This window comes from Sporosarcina sp. ACRSL (assembly GCF_022346605.1).
GTDB lineage: Bacteria > Bacillota > Bacilli > Bacillales_A > Planococcaceae > Sporosarcina.
This window is the reverse complement of record NZ_JAKRNT010000004.1, coordinates 256,579-272,525: the sequence shown is the minus strand read 5'-3', so window position 1 is coordinate 272,525 and position 15,947 is coordinate 256,579. Positions and strand designations below refer to the sequence as shown.

Below are 15,947 nucleotides of genomic sequence, written 5' to 3'. Positions count from 1 at the left end.
AAACATATGTTGTTTCCAGCTCACACTTCTCTCTTAAATTAAAGCCTTTGTTTTTTTCCGATCAGATTGGCGATGGCTTGCAAAACTAGCACTAACACAACTAGAACAACAGACATCGCTGCTGCAGAATAGTACTCTGCCCGAAGGATGTTTTGGAAGATTGCCAAACTCATTGGTGCCCATTCAGGCGGTGCAAGCAAGATCGAAACACTCGCCTCTTTAATGACCGTAATGAATACGAGTACCGATCCCGCTGCGATTCCCGGCAGCATTAAAGGTCCGACGATCGTAATTGCTGCAGTCAGTGGAGTGGCCCCAAGATTCACTGCTGCTTCTTCAATATCTTGTTTGATTGCCCGCATCGATCCCATTGTCGAACGGACCATATAAGGAAGTCGTCGAATTGTATAAGCAATGATTAAAAGTACAGCTGTCCCCGTCAACTGCAAAGGTGCCGTATTAAATGTTTGGATTAACGCAATCCCGAAAGCGATTCCTGGCACGACTAACGGAATGGAGGCGATGAAATCCAATTTCGCTGAATTCTGTCTGACGACGAAATACGATACGAATGTCGCGACGATTACGCTTAAAATTAATGCACCTGTCGCAAGCATGATACTGTTTTGGATATTCCCCATGGAATTGGAGAAGATTGTTTTATAGTGATTCAATGTATAACCACTCGGCAATAAATCCTTCCCCCATGTCGTTGCAACGGACTGTAGTACCACTGTAAGCATCGCCAAAAGTGGAATCAGTACGATAAATAGGGAATAACCTGATAGAACGCGATTCAATAATTTATTCTCAATTAACTTCAGTTGTTTCGGCTTTCCTGAAACAGAGCCATAATTTTTGCCCTTCGTAAATAGATGTTGCAAATATAAGAAGATTGATGCCACGATTACCATGACAACTGTAAGGATGGCTGCCCCGCCCCAGTTGAAGAACCCTGATATTTCTCGATACGCTTCAACGACGAGCAAGTTCAATTCCTTTGGCGCAAGGACAATCGGACTTCCAAAATCCGAGAAGCTCACTGTAAAGATGAGCAATGCACTCGAAATGACCCCCGGCAATGCAAGTGGAAACGTCACAAAAATGAAAGTGAACCAACTTTTCGCCCCAAGATTTTGAGAAGCCTCTTCCAAACTGATATCACTCACTTTGAATGCCGCCACTAATGGCCATAAGGCATACGGGAAAAAGAAGAATACTTGTACGGCAACGACCCCCGCCATCGAATAAGGATTCAATAGCATGCCTTCCCCACCAAGCGCATTATAAATTTGCGTCACCCACCCAGCCCGACCGAACATAATAATAAAAGCATATGCAGAAATGAACGTCGGAACAATCAATGGAATCATACATAATGCAGATATCGTCTTTTTAAAAGGCATTTTCGTTCTTGCAATCCCATATGCAAGGGGAATACAAACAAGGATAATGATGATGGTAACAGTAAACGCCAACACAAGGCTGTTTTTCAATGCAGAAAAATATCCAGCGTTTAAAAAAATCCTTTTATAGTTTTCAAATGAAATGTTCTTGAACTTCTCAAGCGTTGAATTAAAAATTGCCGGATCAGTTATTGAACCTAATAGATTCGTTGGTTCACCAGTAAAACTGACAACGAAAACAGAGAGAAGCGGTAATAACATGAATAAGCCAAAGAATATATAGATGAGGACTTTTACGACTGTCAATCCGCTGAAGCTGTTTTTAATACGTTTCATATTAACAGCACCCTCTCATGATCAACCGTCAACTTAACCTTTTTTCCTTCCTCAAAAATATTGGCGCCTGAGGAATACGTTGTATCGACAATCAATTGATAGGAACCGACTTGAACGTCGTACCGGACAATGGAGCCTAAATACGTCGACATGATGACTGTCCCTTCAATTACATTCGTTTGAGTGTGATCAATGACACTATCCGCTGCTTCCACTTTTACGTGTTCAGGACGAATGATGACATCCACTTCTTGTTTCTTCGACTTTCTTGACGAACGGAGTAAAAACCCTTCCCCTTTGACGACAGTCAATCCATTCTCACCGCCTTGAACAGTACCTTTCAAGATGTTTGACGTACCTACGAAATCTGCAATGAATGGAGTCGAAGGATTACTATATAAATCTGTCGGGGTTCCGATTTGGACGATATGGCCTTTATCCATAACCGCAACCCGGTCCGCCATACTCATCGCCTCTTCTTGGTCATGGGTGACGAAAATCGTCGTAATGCCGAGGTCCTGTTGAATCGTACGAATCGTGTTTCTCATCGAGTGACGCAATTTTTGGTCCAAGTTGGATAAAGGTTCATCCATAAGAAGAACCGCCGGCTCCATTACCAATGCTCTAGCAAGGGCGACACGCTGCTGCTGTCCACCGGATAATTCACTCGTTAAGCGATCAGCATGATTATCCAGTTCAACATACTTCAATATTTCCATTACTTTTTTTCTAAGATCTTCTGGATATTTTCCTAAGCGACTTGAGAGTAAACGTGCATAGATTCCCATCTGTTTAATAGGATTACTTGCATTCAATTGCTTAATGTTTAAGCTGTAAGCGACATTTTCAAACACGTTCATATGTGGAAACAGTGCATAGCTTTGGAACACCATGCCACAATTTCGTTTATTCGCAGGAATTTTTTCAACTTCACGATCCCCTATGTAAATTCTTCCTGATGTTGGATTTTCGAAACCGGCTATACAGCGCATTGTCGTTGTTTTCCCACATCCCGAAGGACCAAGAAGGGCGAAAAACTCGCCCTCCTCGATATCAAGGTTAATGTCGTGAAGAGCAGTAAAATCCCCAAATGATTTTGTCATTTTTTCAATTCTTACTGATCCCATTCATCTTCACCCTTAATTATTGAAATTTGTCTTTCCATCCGTCACGGACGCGGTCGTAGTTTTCATTCACCCAATCAATATCAAGATCGACCGCATGTGCTTTCACCTTTTCAAGCGACAAAGGAGTTTTTGACTCTACTTTCGGGTTGATCGGAATATGGTACCAATCTGCCATAATTTGTTGAGCTTCCTCGGACAGAAGGAAATCAATCAACTTCTTGCCGCCTTCAGCATTCGGGCCTCCTTCAATTAAGGAAGCAGGGTTGGCGAGTACCGGTGTTTTATCCGGAACGATGAAGTCTACTGTTTCACCTTTTGCTTTTAGCTCATATGCCATGAAGTCAAATCCGACACCGATATGTGCTTCACCCATCGCTACAGCTTTTGTAGGAGCGGAGCCCGAGTCAGGAATAGAGTTTGCTTGCTTCACAAGTTTTTCGAAATACTCCCACGCTTTGTCCTCACCTTGCTGCATCATCTGATCCATAACCATTAAAGTAGCCGTACCGGATGCCGCAGGGTTCGGGAATTGAATTTTTCCTTCCCATTTTGGATCAAGCAAGTCTGCCCACGTCTTTGGAGCCTCTTCTTCAGAAACCAAGTCCGTGTTATAAGAGAATCCTAATACGAAAAGTTCTACGCCGACATATTTACCATCTTCGTGCTTCATTTTAATGCCGTCCTCTACAACATCCCAATCCGCTGCGAAATCCGGAATATAAGAAGCAAGAATTCCTCTTTCTACTGCAGCCTCAAACGGAAGGATACCTCCCCCTCCGTACCAAACGTCAGCTTTCGGATTGTCTTTCTCAGCCATCATCTGATTCACTAAGTTGTTTGTCCCGTTATAGTGCACATCGACTTTATCGCCATGCAGTTCCTCATATTTCTGAGCCAATTCTTTCGTAAAATCTGGCGTCTCCGGTGAATAAAGAGTTATCCTGCCCCCTCCTTTTCCACTTTCGCCTTCTGATGCTCCCCCTGCACAACCAGCCAGCAATCCCGTTGCCAACAAGACACTCGCAGCTAAACCAGTAAATCTTTTCATGAAAATCCCCCTAATTGTTTTTTTAGACAAGAAAAAAGAGAAGAACGCCAAATGAACCCCTTTCAAGAAAGGGCTTACATTTTAGGCTTTCATCTCATCGTCTCCGCCTATATTTAACTACCCATAGTATACAGTAGATTCATATAATTGCAATAGTCTATTCATTCTTTTTGAAAACTATTCGCATCCTTCAATTATTTTTCTACTTTCCTCTATTGCGAGTCTCTCGTCCTATTCACATAGGTAGTACTGGGGAAACAGATTACAAAGCGAATCAGGTAATAAAGAATTGTTTTTTGTTTCAATTGAATAATTTAACTTTCAAACAATTACGAATCATGTATACTTCTAACCGATTGCTGACTAGGTTGCTAGAATAGCAATCTAATTCGAAAGGAGGAAGTGGAATGCAAAACAAGGGAATTGGTTTTACGAAGTGGGTCATCATTGGCGTTATCGCTTTGATGACGGGTTTCGGCTATTTGTTTGGTACAGGAAATATGGTATCCGCGGAACAATCTGTACTTGTTGAAGAGGATTTTGACGAGTTGGAAAGCGGATTGCCAGAGGGATGGAGCATCATTCAAGGACAAGCATCCATTGAGAATGGAAAGTTAAAGTTAATCTCACCATCCTCAAGTTCACCGGCAAGAGTGCTTGTGCCACTCCCTGATAAAAATGGGAATATCGTCTTTGAAGCGGATATGACTTTTGTTTCCGCTGTAGAGGATACTCGATGGGCATCGATGATGTTCCGTGTGCAATCGTCCGATTATCCATATTATCAATTCGCAATTCGGAGAGGAACAACAGCTCTAAATGGCGCAGAATTTGCAGAGCGTAATTCGAGAAACCAATGGGTTGTACCCGAGGCAACATTTTTCACGGAAAAGTTCGAGTACAACAAGCCTTACCGCATTAAAATCATTGCAAGCAATAACCGTGTGCAGCAATTCATCAATAACAAGATCGTTATTAATACCGATCAAGCGTCCGGTTTGCTTAACGGAGATATCGGTTTCCAAGCGAACGGATCTACTGTCCTATTCGACAACGTAAAAGTTTCAGCTTTTGAGCAAGTATTGCCGCCAATTGAAAACGCAGGCGCTTTCCTTCCTAAAGAACCGGAAACGAATATTATAAACGCGCCTACGCTTATCGGACAAACCCTATCCGCTGCTGCTTCTTCAAATACGGCATCCGTTCTCTTGAAAGTTGAACAGAATAGCACAGGTGAGCTGGTGTCGAACGGCACCCCGCTACGTGAAGCATTGGCAAGTGTACAAAACAAGCATATTCCTATTTTGCACCTAGAAACGAAAGGCATTGAAGAGGCGATCATAGAAACCTTGGATGCTACGCAGACGAAAGACGTACACATTGTCTCGTCCCATCCGGAAATCGTGAAGTCTATTACAAACCTGATGCCAACAGCAAGAGGGGGAATCGTCTACACGAAGAATTCATTCAACAAACACGACATTAACGAACTCATCCGGACTGTCCATGCAAGCAATGCAAAAGTCGCCTTGATTCCTGAGAAGCTGCTCGACGGGGAAAATGTCCATTATTTGCATACAAGAATGGTGGCAATATGGGGAATCGGGGCGGAAGATGAAAGCGGCGCGCATGCGCTCATTCATACTGGAGCAGACGGCATCATTACCAGTAACCCAGCTGCTTCCATAGAGGCGCTATGAAAATACCCTGAGAATACAATCGTTAAACGACCGATTGTTGCCGCCCACCGCGGAGTACCTTCACTTGCCCCTGAAAACACAATGGCAGGGTACCGACTCGCTTACGAGCTTGGCGCAGACCAAATCGAAACGGATTTACAACTGACGAAAGACGGCCACGTAATCATCATGCATGACACCACGGTCAACCGTACGACAAATGGTACGGGTGCGGTCAGCGATCTGACGTTAGATGAAATCCGTCAACTCGATGCTGGAATCAAGTTCAGTGAAGAATTTGCGGGAGAAAAAGTGCCGACGTTTAAAGAGTTTCTTCAAAAATTTAAAGGGAAAGACGTTATCTTACTCGTAGAATTAAAAGGCGCCGGCTTCGAGGAACAGGTACTCAGAGAAATTGAAGAAGAAGGAATGGTTGACCAAGTGGTCCTTCAAAACTTCGATCTAGGAAGCATGATTCGTGCTGTTGAACTAAAACCTGAAATTCCTGCAGGCTACCTATATTCTGCAGCAGTGCCTGGAACGACGGAGGCAAAAATCAAAAATGCACAAAAAATGATGGATTATGGCACTTCTCATAACGTTACATTGAACGCAAGCTATGGAAGCACGTACGAGGAATTTCTCACGTATATGCGCCAACGCGGCATGCTAACGATGCACTGGACATTCCGTGCTGAAGAGCCGTTCCGTGATAAACTTGCCCAAGGTCTCGTTGGCCCGATCACCGACTATATGCAATGGCTGACTGATTCACCGATCAAGCTCGAAACACCAATTAAGAAAATCAACCTGAAGGTAGGAAAAACATCAACTGTACAAGCAAAAGCCTTTGTCAATTATCGAACTGCTAAAAAGGAAAATATTGCTTCTGAACTCTTCGTTGCAGAAGACAACGGTGTTGTGAGCCTGAACGGCAACACGATTGAAGCTCTCTCCCCTGGAACAGCCAAAGTATTCGTGAAGCACACATTCTCCATGCTAGGCACAGAATGGAATATCGTCGGAGAGCCGATTGAAGTTATTGTAGAGTAACCTTAACAATGAGGTGCCTGTGCAAGACACATTTATGATAATTCAAGCGAAAGCATTAAAATACAACGAAAAGTCAGCCATTTACCTCTATGGCTGACTTTTTGCTTCCTCAATATACAATTGTAGTGTATAAACTGAATTGTTCCGGTGCCTGTGTAACAAACATTTATGACTATTCACTATCAAGAGTAAAAATACAACTAAAAGTCAGCTACTTCTCTAAAAGGCTGACTTTGCGAAAATAAAATATACAATTGTAGTGAATAAACTGAATAGTTCGCTGCACAGGCACCTTCTTCAATACTCATCTCCCCCATAATGATGATCCATATACGGATCATCATCCAACGTATTTATATCTTCCAGCATATCAAGCGGATTATCGATGATCCCGTGATAGTCCATGTCTATCACTTGGTCGATGCCTGGCGTTTCGTAAGGATTTGGAGGATAGTTGTCGAGATCCGTCATTCCCAGGATCATCGAATCATGCGTAAATGTCGCTAGATTTTCCATCTCCTCATGTACTGGTTCTAGCACTTGAAAAGGTGCTTCTTCCTCAACGGGCATGTCCACCTTGTTCGATTCTATGAATCGCTGAAACTCAGCTTCTTCTCTTTCCATTTCCTCAAGCAAGTCTGTCAGTTCAGTATCTTCCTGCCACTCAGATGCAATTGCAACATGACTAGCTCCTACTCCTGAAGAAGGTAGATTTTGTCCAATTCCTGTTGCAAGCGTTTCATCAGCCGTCTCCGGTTCAACATCTTTCATAAATTCACCAATGATAGCAAGCAAGATAACAAAAAGTATAAATGTAGTAATAAAGAATCCTATTAGTCCCATTCCGATTCCTCCTAGTGGTTATGATATAGTAAAATAATAGAATAGTAGGAAGCTTTCAGGTAGGACATTTCGTGTACAGTTTAGGAGGTGGCGAAGTGAAACAGCAAACGAATGTGAAGAAACGCCAAGAAATCCTTCGCTCTTTTTTTGTTTACGACGGCGTTCATGATTTAAATGAAGTGATGGAAATGCTCGGTGTTTCGGAATCGACGTATTATAAAACAGTCAAGGAAATGACGGACCTTCTTTACTTAGATGAGATGTCCAAAATAGGAAGGCAGTCGAATAAAGAAGCGTTGCAAAACCGGATTAAATACGATCCGTACCACAACATGCAAAATTTTCTTGGGAGACTTTATCAAACAGATAAAATCGAGGAGACGGCGATGATTCGCTATGCTTTAATCTTAAAGTTGCTTGACCATTACGGTGAATTGTCAACGACCGAACTTCTCGCAAAACTTGGAACGCATTTTTTAGAAGAGAGCGATCTTGATCACACAGCGTCGCTTGATAAAAGGGCTTTAAAACGATACGTAGACGTGTTAGTAGCTGATGGATTGATCGTCAAATCAAGCCGTAAAGGCGAAAGCTTCTATCGCGTGCAAACATTATTCGACCATTTCTGGGAAGATGAACTAATCGATTTGCATGCCTTCATCACGTTTTGTACATACGCAGAAATCCCGGCGGCTCCAGGATTTTTGTTGCTCGATAAACTGAAAGAACATATGCTGAAACGTGCTTTTATTCCACAAGAGAAGCTGGAGCATACGATCTACCAATACCCTTATTGCGGCAGGGTGTTGGATGAATATATGTGCTATGAACTGTTGCCGATTCTGGAAGAAGGACGGTCCGTCAAAATGCGGTATTCCCCTGTAAGTGAACAAAGGAAGCAGGTCGTCCAGAAGTCCCGACGCTCCAAAGAGTTGATCGAGATAATCCCGTTAAAGATCGTTTTCGATTACCACTTCGCACGTTGGTATGTGCTTGGCAGTCCGGTACAGAGCGTCCCCGGCGAAGAACTTCAGCGGTATCGCGTCGATTATATTAGCCATATTTCAAAAGGGGCGGCAGTAGATCCCGATTTACTTGCCCAATTAAGAGAACAATGTGCTTCTGAATTGGAAAACAGCTGGTGTGTGAATTACGTTTCGGAAGTTACCAAAGTAAAAGTGCTCTTCCAGGTCGATAAGGTTGAAACCCACGGGAATTTCATAAAAAAGAAAGTCCAAGAACAAGGACAGTGGGGGCAAATTACGGAAGAACATGAAGATGGCAGCTTTGTATGGGAAATCGACGTACGGGGAACTGCCGAAATCATACCGTGGCTTAGAAGTTTCGGCAGAGGGGCTACCGTTCTTGAACCGGTTGAAATGCGAAATCAGATGATTGCAGACTTGCGGGAGGTGCTCGCTCAATATGAAGCTTGTGAATAAGTTGAATGATCCTGATTTTATTGATCGTCTTCGGCTTACTAATATGAATTACGAAGCTGAAGAAATAGCGATTGAGGCGGGTCCGTTCGTACCGACAAATACGGAAAAAGCATGGCTGTTTTATTTCCTTCGACATGAAGATACGGGGGCTTTTCTAGACGCCGACACGCGGGAAACTTTACTCAGGCTGTTGAACGACCAGCAGGCCAGCCCTTCCTTACATAATTATTTAACGGAAAAAGGAAAGCCAGATATCGAGCGAGCTGAGGCACCTCTTGTGAAGACATTGCGATCCTTCATAAGTGCCGAAACATGCATGCACATTTCCTATCAGACAAATAATGGAGCCACTTACAATGAAGAAGGAATTCCGTACTGGCTCATGTATAACATTGCGAAGAAACGATGGTATCTTTGGTGGCTTCGGCATGATCCAGAATGTGAACCTCTACAAAGGCGAAGGCTCACTCCCGTGACAAATATCTCTGCAGTTAGCAGCTTGGACATCGACAAGACGCCTTACGCCGAAGAATTGGAACAGTTGCTGCCGAAATACGAAGACAAACGGGTCGCGGCTCTTCTCTGGAAACCTCTCTATGAGAATATGGATGTCCAACGTCTCTTCCACGCCTTCTCATCGTTTGAACGGGAAATCGTCGAGGAAAATGGCAGCTATCAATTGCTGATCCACTACTATCCCGAAGAGGAAAAATATCTCCTTTCCAAAATCCGGCTTTTCGGTCCGCATGTACGTTTGCTCTCACCGAAGGCGCTACAAGATGAATTGATCCATTCGGCTAAAATGGCGTTGAAAAATTATACAAAATCATAATCACTTGAAATCAAAACTGGCGCTAACCCTTTATAGAGTAGCGCCAGTTATAAATACATTACATTATCCTGTACAAATCATTATGAAATTCCCGTCAGGATCACGTAGTGTAAAAAATGAAAAATCATCAAAGCTTACGATTTCCGATTCAACTTTGTATCCTAATTCATTTACATAGGCGTAGGATTGCTCAATATTTTCTGTGTGAAAATTAAACAAAGGATAATCACTCGGCAATAGTTTTTTTGTTACCCCTTCTGGTCCAGCATCCAGAGTTAAACCTGTATGGTGGGCAATTTTCATGTTGTAAACAGGTCTTTCAATCGTAGTTGAATCATACTCTTGCCCAAGTAATTGTGAATACCATTTTACTGACTGCTTTAAATCGCTTACGTGTACAAATATGGTGTTAATCTTAATCGCTACTGGACTGCTCATTTCTTCACTCTCCTAGAATATATTTGAAATCCTTTTTTGGACTTCAACCTATATAACGATATTTAGAGTGAAAACCTTACAGACAAATAATTTTATTAAAAGACATGGTAAAAATACTCTGCATTTAATTTTACTTCAAGCTCTTCGGCCGCCATTTGCATGAGATCCCATGAAAAACAATAAAACTTCCAATACGTAATTTTATCTTCCACCATTTCCATGTAATGAATGTTATTAAGGTAAATTTTATTATCCAGCTTTCTTTCTAGCTCGATAATAACTGGTCTCCCCCACAGTTCAATGTATTCCGCAATAATCGTATGCTGCTTCTGAACAACTTCTGCCCAATCTCTTAATGAATTCTTCTTCGTTTCATTTTTACCATATTCCATTCCTGAATGTGTGATATCGGTGATAACATTCTCATCCAAGAGGGAGGCTATTAATTCAGGATCTTTATTTCTAAATCCTTTAAGTAAAACTTCAATGACCTCATTGGCTGAAATGTCTCGAACCGCATTTTCTTTCTTTGTTTGAGCGATTGTAAGGTTTCTCATCGTTTGGCGTGCTCGACTTACGTTTGTATATACGGCACCTTCGGAAGTCGACATGATTTCCGCTACTTCTCTGCCTTTAAATTGAAGGACATCCGTCAAAATAAGAGCTACATATTGAGTTGGCGTTAAATGATTCACTAGCACTTCAAGATTTTCCAAGAGGTGGAATGCTTCTGCTGAACTTGCATCGTGAACCAATAGGTCATCAAAAAGCAGATGATTATTTTTCTGTTTTCTTACTTGATCAATCCATAAATTAGTAGCGATTTTAAATAAATAGGCTTTTGTATTTACAGGCTGAAATAATTTTGCCAACACGGAGAGAGATTTAAACAAAGTTTCTTGAACTAGATCCTCAGCATCCCACGGTGATCGTGTTAATGTAAAACAAAACTTCCACAAATCTTTACGGTAAGGTTCTATTTTCTTTTTATATTCACTTTCAATTTTTCTCAAATCATTACTTAAATCATTAAGATTATCTATGGGCATTTGCATTTCACCTCTTTAAGTTCCTTCTGTATTAAATTCTATATTCAAAAGAAAAATCCTTGTAAACTCTCGCAATTGTCCATTCAACATAAAAGGAGACACTCATTCATATGTGAATTGTGTCTCCTAAGAGTTTGTTAGTTAAAATTTACTCCTTAACCTGCGAGCCTCTTGTCTTTTCATCGCCTGAACGACTTCAACAAACTCAACATTAACGCATTGAACTCGTTGCGCAACGCCGCCACTTGCTGAACTGCCAAAATGCTTTTATGGCTGCATTTGTTGCGGTGTACTTTTGTAAAGTTGTTCGTTGTTATCGCTAATTGATCACGCTTTTTCCGATAATCAGGGTGCAGCGGATCCAAATTTTCTTCGTACTTCTCATACTTGCTGAAGTTTCGGATGAATCCGTTATATTTTCCAATCGTCTGGTGGTAATAAACTGCATCGCCGACTTCAATCGGATTTTTCTTATAGTCGAGTGCGACTCTCACTTTCTTTTCTTTATTATTGTATTCGACCAGCTCGGCTCCTTTTGACAATTCCCCGATCTTCTTCGCCAACGTCACCTCTAGCGTTTTAAAATAGGAGATGGCAATGAAAGATGTGTCCATTCCATCCGGATTTTCATGGTTGAAAAAGTCTTCATAATGCCGGTACAGCCATTCCCCTGTCGCCCACACATCAATGATCCGGGCCATGTTTTGAATATCGTCATCATCGGAAAACTTCCTTTTGACGCTCTCTTCCGTCGCTTCATCGAACTGTTTAAGATCGCGGAATTGCCCTGGAGTCAACAATTCTTCCAAGTACTCCATCCGCTTATGCCAGTCCGGAAATGCGGTCAGCTTTTCGAGGAATGCCGTATATTGAGAAAATCTTGCATCGACATACCCTTTTAGGTCAGTACTGATTGTTTCCAGTTTTTTATCCAACTCTTGCTTATACGTCTCGAAATCTTGCTCCAACTTGTCCATTCGTTCAGTTGTCTGTGTCTGCAACACATGGAATTGTTCCGTTAAGATCGCAATTTGTTCATTCAACTGATCGAATTCCTTTTGCTTTGATTCCAACGAATTGACGATAGACCGATCTCTTATTGCCCGTTCGAGCAAAGGAAGATTCGGAAGGCGACAGTCAAACGCCTTCGCAAACGCCACCATTTTTTCGGCTGCATCATCATCGCCTAGATGATGGTGGCATCTTGCTTTCAGCTCATAAAGATGTGCAAATAAATATTGAAAGAAGTCAGCTGTTTTCTCTTCATGGCGCTTTTGCTTCTCCTGATTTAAATCCTCGGATAGATAGATCAGCAGTTTGCCGCTTTTAATGGAAGTATAAATATCTTTTTTGGACGTATAGGGGAATAAACTTATGTAGTTGTCCAAACAATCTATAGTTAGTTCATAAGCTTCTTTCAATAAATAAAGATTTGCTAATTTGAGTACAGATAAATCTTTGTCATTGAAAAAATATTTTCCATTGAACTTGGCCAATTCTGCAGTGCGCTTTTCCAAACGATCGTTGACAAGTTGACGGAAATAGCCAATCGTTTCATCCAAAATAGCTGTATCATGGGCATTGTTTTGATTGACTAGATCATAGAAATGGAGTGCGATTGCTTCAATAATTTCCGTATCGCCTCGTCCAAGTCCATAAGCTTTTCGGAAATGAAGTGTCGTTTGGTCCACATTCCCGAGCCGTTCATAACAACGTCCAAGCAAAAGATAAGTCTTCGCGTCCATCGATTTCGCTTTTTCCAAATACGGGATAGCATCTGCATATTTTCCAAGATGAAAAAGCGTCTCCCCAATCTTTTTGGACAATTGCGCTGTTGGCTTGATCGTATCGGCCTTTTTAAATGAAGAAAGAGCTTCTTTGTACCGACCATATTCTGTCCACTTATTCCCCACCTCTTCCAATATGAACGCATCATCACATGCTAATTGCTTCAGCATGGATTTCATTTTTTCCGGAAGGACTTCAAGTGAATCTGAAAACACAAGGAAGCCCCGGTATGTATACATATAAGCTATTGATTTCTCGGGATAGTACGCCAAAAGCGATAACGATTCCGAAAGTGGGCGAATGAGACACTCGCATTGAAGGCATGGTAGATTTGCGGGGGCGTATTGATTGGAATGTTTCCCCGCTTGAAAGGAGTTGCAGGCGGATTTTGTGGTGGACGCATTGGTTACTAGACAATGATAAACCTGCTCCTTGCCCGCAGGTTGCTTAATCATATTGGTCATTATGGAAGGCCTCCCTTTTTTCTCCATCATACCATGCCAGCACCTCATTCAGAGGAAAATAAATCAATCTCTTTCAGTTGCAATACAGGCAAATGGACTTTTGCGCTGCCAATAAAATTATTGTCATCTGACAGGACAACGACTTTCTTCCCCCGCTGCTGCTCATACACATAATCCGCAATAATTTCGTCGTCAGGCACCCCTGACAGAAGATCGTTCTTTTTCATGAACATCGTATCCCATTTACTTACGACAAACCGATAGTTTTCCAAGTTCACTAATCGGCGGATCGCATGGCGCGCGCGGAACGCTTTTTGCTGGTCTGCACTTCCTTTGTTTTTATCCCATTCCTGCTGTACGCGTTTACTGATCAAGATATCACGTTGCTGCATTGCGTCGACCAAGTAATTGTCACACTTCATCAACACGTTCGAGTCAATTGCAATCTCGACATCTCGGTCTAACCCGCGGATAAGTGTCAAGTTATGTTTGACGACATTCAATTTGTAAACAATCTCCGCTTCCCGCTCACGGATCACCTGTTTGACTTCTGTGATTCTTTTTTGATAGGCGTCGACGAAACGAAGTTCTTTCTCCTTCTTCTTTACGAAAGGCAGAATTTCTTCCGTAGCGGACTTCTGTTTTTTCTGCATCTGTTTGAGCAAGTCCGTCAGTTCATTGATCTTCTCATCGAGCGCGTCTTGTTCTTTGAAAAAATCCAAGTTTTTCACCATCGTGTAAACACCGAAGACCCTGCTTGCTACAAAGAAGAGCGCCCACGTAACAGCCACAATCCATCCAATCGTGTCCCAATGGATCGGCTTGTCCAAGAAGTAAAGGATATTGCCTAAGAAATATACATGCAGGAAAATGAAAGCGATATGCAAATTCCCTTTTAAGCCTAGTACTACGCCACCGTCCGAAGGGAAGATGCGGAAAAAGGCGGTTTCCGGACATACAGCAGCGAACACCACTTTTTCAAAAGAGGAATACTTCTTATCGGCATTTTCTTCTTCCTTCGTTTGCAAGTGATGGGCAATCATGTACACATAACCACACGCGAGTATAGCTACTACGGCAAAACTGAATGAAACGACAATAATATCGATGATGATTTGCATGAAATTCACTCCTTGTCAGTAGTGGGTGCCAACTCATTGCGTTCAAGTGGCGACCCGAATTCCTCCTCAAAAAACTCGACAGCCTCCTCTTCCGTAACGGTCATCTCGTAAAGTTCATCTCGCTTGTCCCGTAAACTCGCAAGCTCGTTCTGTAAGCGGTCATTCGTTTCGAGAAGCTGTTGGATGTCTGCAGAAAGTGTTTCCTTTAGAGCAGATTTCTGAAGAAACTGCTCGTCTCCTCTCACCAACGCCTCTTCCAGTTTCGTAATCATTTCTCTTTTATTCTCTAACAACCCGTTCAAATGCTGTTCGCCTTCCTTGTCGGGAATTAACAAGATGGCGATGTAGATGCCGAGAAAGATAATGCTCATAATGATAGCGACGATAGTGCTCATTAGATTGACACTCCTTTTCACGTTAATTTGTCGATAATGCTTCCGTTTACCAATTTCGAATATGATACGGCAAGTTCTGCAGACTTCAACGGCAACACCGCTAAATGATGAACGATCCTCTCCGCAGCTTCATCATCCAGCAAGCTGCAAATGGAATTGTCCATATCGACATGATTCGTCAGCTGAACGAATGCTTCTTTTGTCGTAGCACACGCCCATTCTTGGCTAGTTGCCATTTGCCTCGCAAGCAAACTGATATCCACTAGGTGCCTCAGCTCCTCAGGACAAAACTTCAATCTAGCAAGATCCGTAAACAAAATGAGAAACACCATATTAATCGACGCTTCCGTCCGGAAAAGAGGAGAATCACTGACAAACAACGGCGGTTCGACTTTCCGGAAGCTTACGGCATCCATCCATACTATTGGACCTTCCCCACTCGCTACAAACTCCGGTCGATAGTGCGCTACCAATTCTTGCAGAACAAGTGTATTTTCACTTTCCGCCACAACCACCTTAATGACAGATGCCCCCGCCTGATTGGCACAATAGCCGATTGCAAAAGAAACCTCCTCGTTCCCTTTCTTCCAAACCGCTCTCCTCGACCAAATACAACCCACGTCCTTCAACTCACGTTCCATTTCATTCATACCAATCATCCCCTCTGTTTTCGTTACACTAACTATATTTCATAAACCAACCCCCACCTATGACATTACGTGTACAGTTTAATGCGTGCCTATTTATACGGTGCCTGTGCAAGGCACATTTATGACAATTCAATTGGAAGCATTAAAATACAACAAAAAGTCAGCCATTTCCCTTTATGGCTGACTTTTTGTTTCCTCGATATACAATTGTATTGTATAAACTGAATTGTTCCGGTGCCTGTGTAACAAACATTTATGACTATTCACCCTCGGAAA

The 15,947-nt window shown here is 42.3% G+C and carries 14 protein-coding genes; 4 read left to right on the top strand and 10 right to left on the bottom strand.

What is annotated here, in order from left to right; all coding sequences use genetic code 11:
• Positions 1 to 38: 38 nt before the first annotated feature.
• From MHZ92_RS08235 to MHZ92_RS08225, 3 genes are read right to left on the bottom strand one after another with little or no spacing between them, the layout of a single operon-like run.
• Complete coding sequence (locus MHZ92_RS08235) at positions 39 to 1,742, bottom strand: ABC transporter permease (RefSeq protein ID WP_239431189.1); 1,704 nt, start codon at positions 1,740 to 1,742, stop codon at positions 39 to 41.
• Positions 1,739 to 2,869, bottom strand: coding sequence for an ABC transporter ATP-binding protein (locus MHZ92_RS08230; protein ID WP_239431188.1), 1,131 nt, complete (start codon positions 2,867 to 2,869; stop codon positions 1,739 to 1,741). The genes MHZ92_RS08235 and MHZ92_RS08230 overlap by 4 nt, the downstream gene beginning before the upstream one ends.
• Before the next feature lie 16 nt (positions 2,870 to 2,885).
• Positions 2,886 to 3,917, bottom strand: a complete 1,032-nt coding sequence (locus tag MHZ92_RS08225) for an ABC transporter substrate-binding protein (RefSeq protein WP_239431187.1) — start codon at positions 3,915 to 3,917, stop codon at positions 2,886 to 2,888.
• Positions 3,918 to 4,324: 407 nt separating this feature from the next.
• Between MHZ92_RS08225 and MHZ92_RS08220 the strand changes: the two genes are divergently transcribed.
• The gene (locus MHZ92_RS08220) at positions 4,325 to 5,617 is read left to right on the top strand and encodes a family 16 glycoside hydrolase (protein ID WP_239431186.1); all 1,293 of its coding nucleotides are present in this window, start codon (positions 4,325 to 4,327) and stop codon (positions 5,615 to 5,617) included.
• A gap of 18 nt (positions 5,618 to 5,635) precedes the next feature.
• Positions 5,636 to 6,649, top strand: a complete 1,014-nt coding sequence (locus MHZ92_RS08215; RefSeq protein WP_370644666.1) for a glycerophosphodiester phosphodiesterase — start codon at positions 5,636 to 5,638, stop codon at positions 6,647 to 6,649.
• 297 nt (positions 6,650 to 6,946) lie between these two features.
• On the opposite strand, the gene MHZ92_RS08210 is transcribed toward MHZ92_RS08215, so the two are convergent.
• Positions 6,947 to 7,492: a hypothetical protein gene (locus MHZ92_RS08210; RefSeq protein ID WP_239431184.1), complete on the bottom strand. Its 546-nt coding sequence runs from the start codon at positions 7,490 to 7,492 to the stop codon at positions 6,947 to 6,949.
• 95 nt (positions 7,493 to 7,587) lie between these two features.
• Between MHZ92_RS08210 and MHZ92_RS21580 the strand changes: the two genes are divergently transcribed.
• Positions 7,588 to 8,934, top strand: coding sequence for a WYL domain-containing protein (locus MHZ92_RS21580; protein ID WP_239431183.1), 1,347 nt, complete (start codon positions 7,588 to 7,590; stop codon positions 8,932 to 8,934).
• Entirely contained in the window at positions 8,918 to 9,766 is an 849-nt protein-coding gene (locus tag MHZ92_RS08200; RefSeq protein WP_239431182.1) for a WYL domain-containing protein, read from the top strand. Before MHZ92_RS21580 ends, MHZ92_RS08200 begins: the two co-directional genes overlap by 17 nt.
• 63 nt (positions 9,767 to 9,829) lie before the next feature.
• Here the strand turns inward: MHZ92_RS08200 and MHZ92_RS08195 are convergent, their stop codons facing one another.
• From MHZ92_RS08195 to MHZ92_RS08170, 6 genes are all read right to left on the bottom strand, one after another.
• Entirely contained in the window at positions 9,830 to 10,204 is a 375-nt protein-coding gene (locus MHZ92_RS08195; RefSeq protein WP_239431181.1) for a VOC family protein, read from the bottom strand.
• Positions 10,205 to 10,299: 95 nt separating this feature from the next.
• Positions 10,300 to 11,253, bottom strand: a complete 954-nt coding sequence (locus MHZ92_RS08190) for an RNA polymerase sigma factor (RefSeq protein ID WP_239431180.1) — start codon at positions 11,251 to 11,253, stop codon at positions 10,300 to 10,302.
• Positions 11,254 to 11,432: 179 nt separating this feature from the next.
• Positions 11,433 to 13,211, bottom strand: a complete 1,779-nt coding sequence (locus MHZ92_RS08185; protein ID WP_239431179.1) for a hypothetical protein — start codon at positions 13,209 to 13,211, stop codon at positions 11,433 to 11,435.
• Positions 13,212 to 13,549: 338 nt separating this feature from the next.
• Positions 13,550 to 14,626, bottom strand: a complete 1,077-nt coding sequence (locus MHZ92_RS08180) for a PIN domain-containing protein (protein WP_239431178.1) — start codon at positions 14,624 to 14,626, stop codon at positions 13,550 to 13,552.
• 5 nt (positions 14,627 to 14,631) lie between these two features.
• On the bottom strand, positions 14,632 to 15,021 hold the full coding sequence (locus tag MHZ92_RS08175; RefSeq protein ID WP_239431177.1) for a hypothetical protein: 390 nt from the start codon (positions 15,019 to 15,021) through the stop codon (positions 14,632 to 14,634).
• 17 nt (positions 15,022 to 15,038) lie between these two features.
• On the bottom strand, positions 15,039 to 15,671 hold the full coding sequence (locus MHZ92_RS08170) for a hypothetical protein (protein ID WP_239431176.1): 633 nt from the start codon (positions 15,669 to 15,671) through the stop codon (positions 15,039 to 15,041).
• Between the last annotated feature and the right edge of the window lie 276 nt (positions 15,672 to 15,947).

Bases quoted from the DNA above. Each gene is read 5' to 3' on its own strand.
- MHZ92_RS08235 (WP_239431189.1), bottom strand. From the start codon at position 1,742: ATGAAACGTATTAAAAACAGCTTCAGCGGATTGACAGTCGTAAAAGTC.
- MHZ92_RS08230 (WP_239431188.1), bottom strand. From the start codon at position 2,869: ATGGGATCAGTAAGAATTGAAAAAATGACAAAATCATTTGGGGATTTT.
- MHZ92_RS08225 (WP_239431187.1), bottom strand. From the start codon at position 3,917: ATGAAAAGATTTACTGGTTTAGCTGCGAGTGTCTTGTTGGCAACGGGA.
- MHZ92_RS08220 (WP_239431186.1), top strand. From the start codon at position 4,325: ATGCAAAACAAGGGAATTGGTTTTACGAAGTGGGTCATCATTGGCGTT.
- MHZ92_RS08210 (WP_239431184.1), bottom strand. From the start codon at position 7,492: ATGGGACTAATAGGATTCTTTATTACTACATTTATACTTTTTGTTATC.
- MHZ92_RS08200 (WP_239431182.1), top strand. From the start codon at position 8,918: ATGAAGCTTGTGAATAAGTTGAATGATCCTGATTTTATTGATCGTCTT.
- MHZ92_RS08195 (WP_239431181.1), bottom strand. From the start codon at position 10,204: ATGAGCAGTCCAGTAGCGATTAAGATTAACACCATATTTGTACACGTA.
- MHZ92_RS08190 (WP_239431180.1), bottom strand. From the start codon at position 11,253: ATGCCCATAGATAATCTTAATGATTTAAGTAATGATTTGAGAAAAATT.
- MHZ92_RS08185 (WP_239431179.1), bottom strand. From the start codon at position 13,211: ATGCTGAAGCAATTAGCATGTGATGATGCGTTCATATTGGAAGAGGTG.
- MHZ92_RS08180 (WP_239431178.1), bottom strand. From the start codon at position 14,626: ATGCAAATCATCATCGATATTATTGTCGTTTCATTCAGTTTTGCCGTA.
- MHZ92_RS08175 (WP_239431177.1), bottom strand. From the start codon at position 15,021: ATGAGCACTATCGTCGCTATCATTATGAGCATTATCTTTCTCGGCATC.
- MHZ92_RS08170 (WP_239431176.1), bottom strand. From the start codon at position 15,671: ATGAATGAAATGGAACGTGAGTTGAAGGACGTGGGTTGTATTTGGTCG.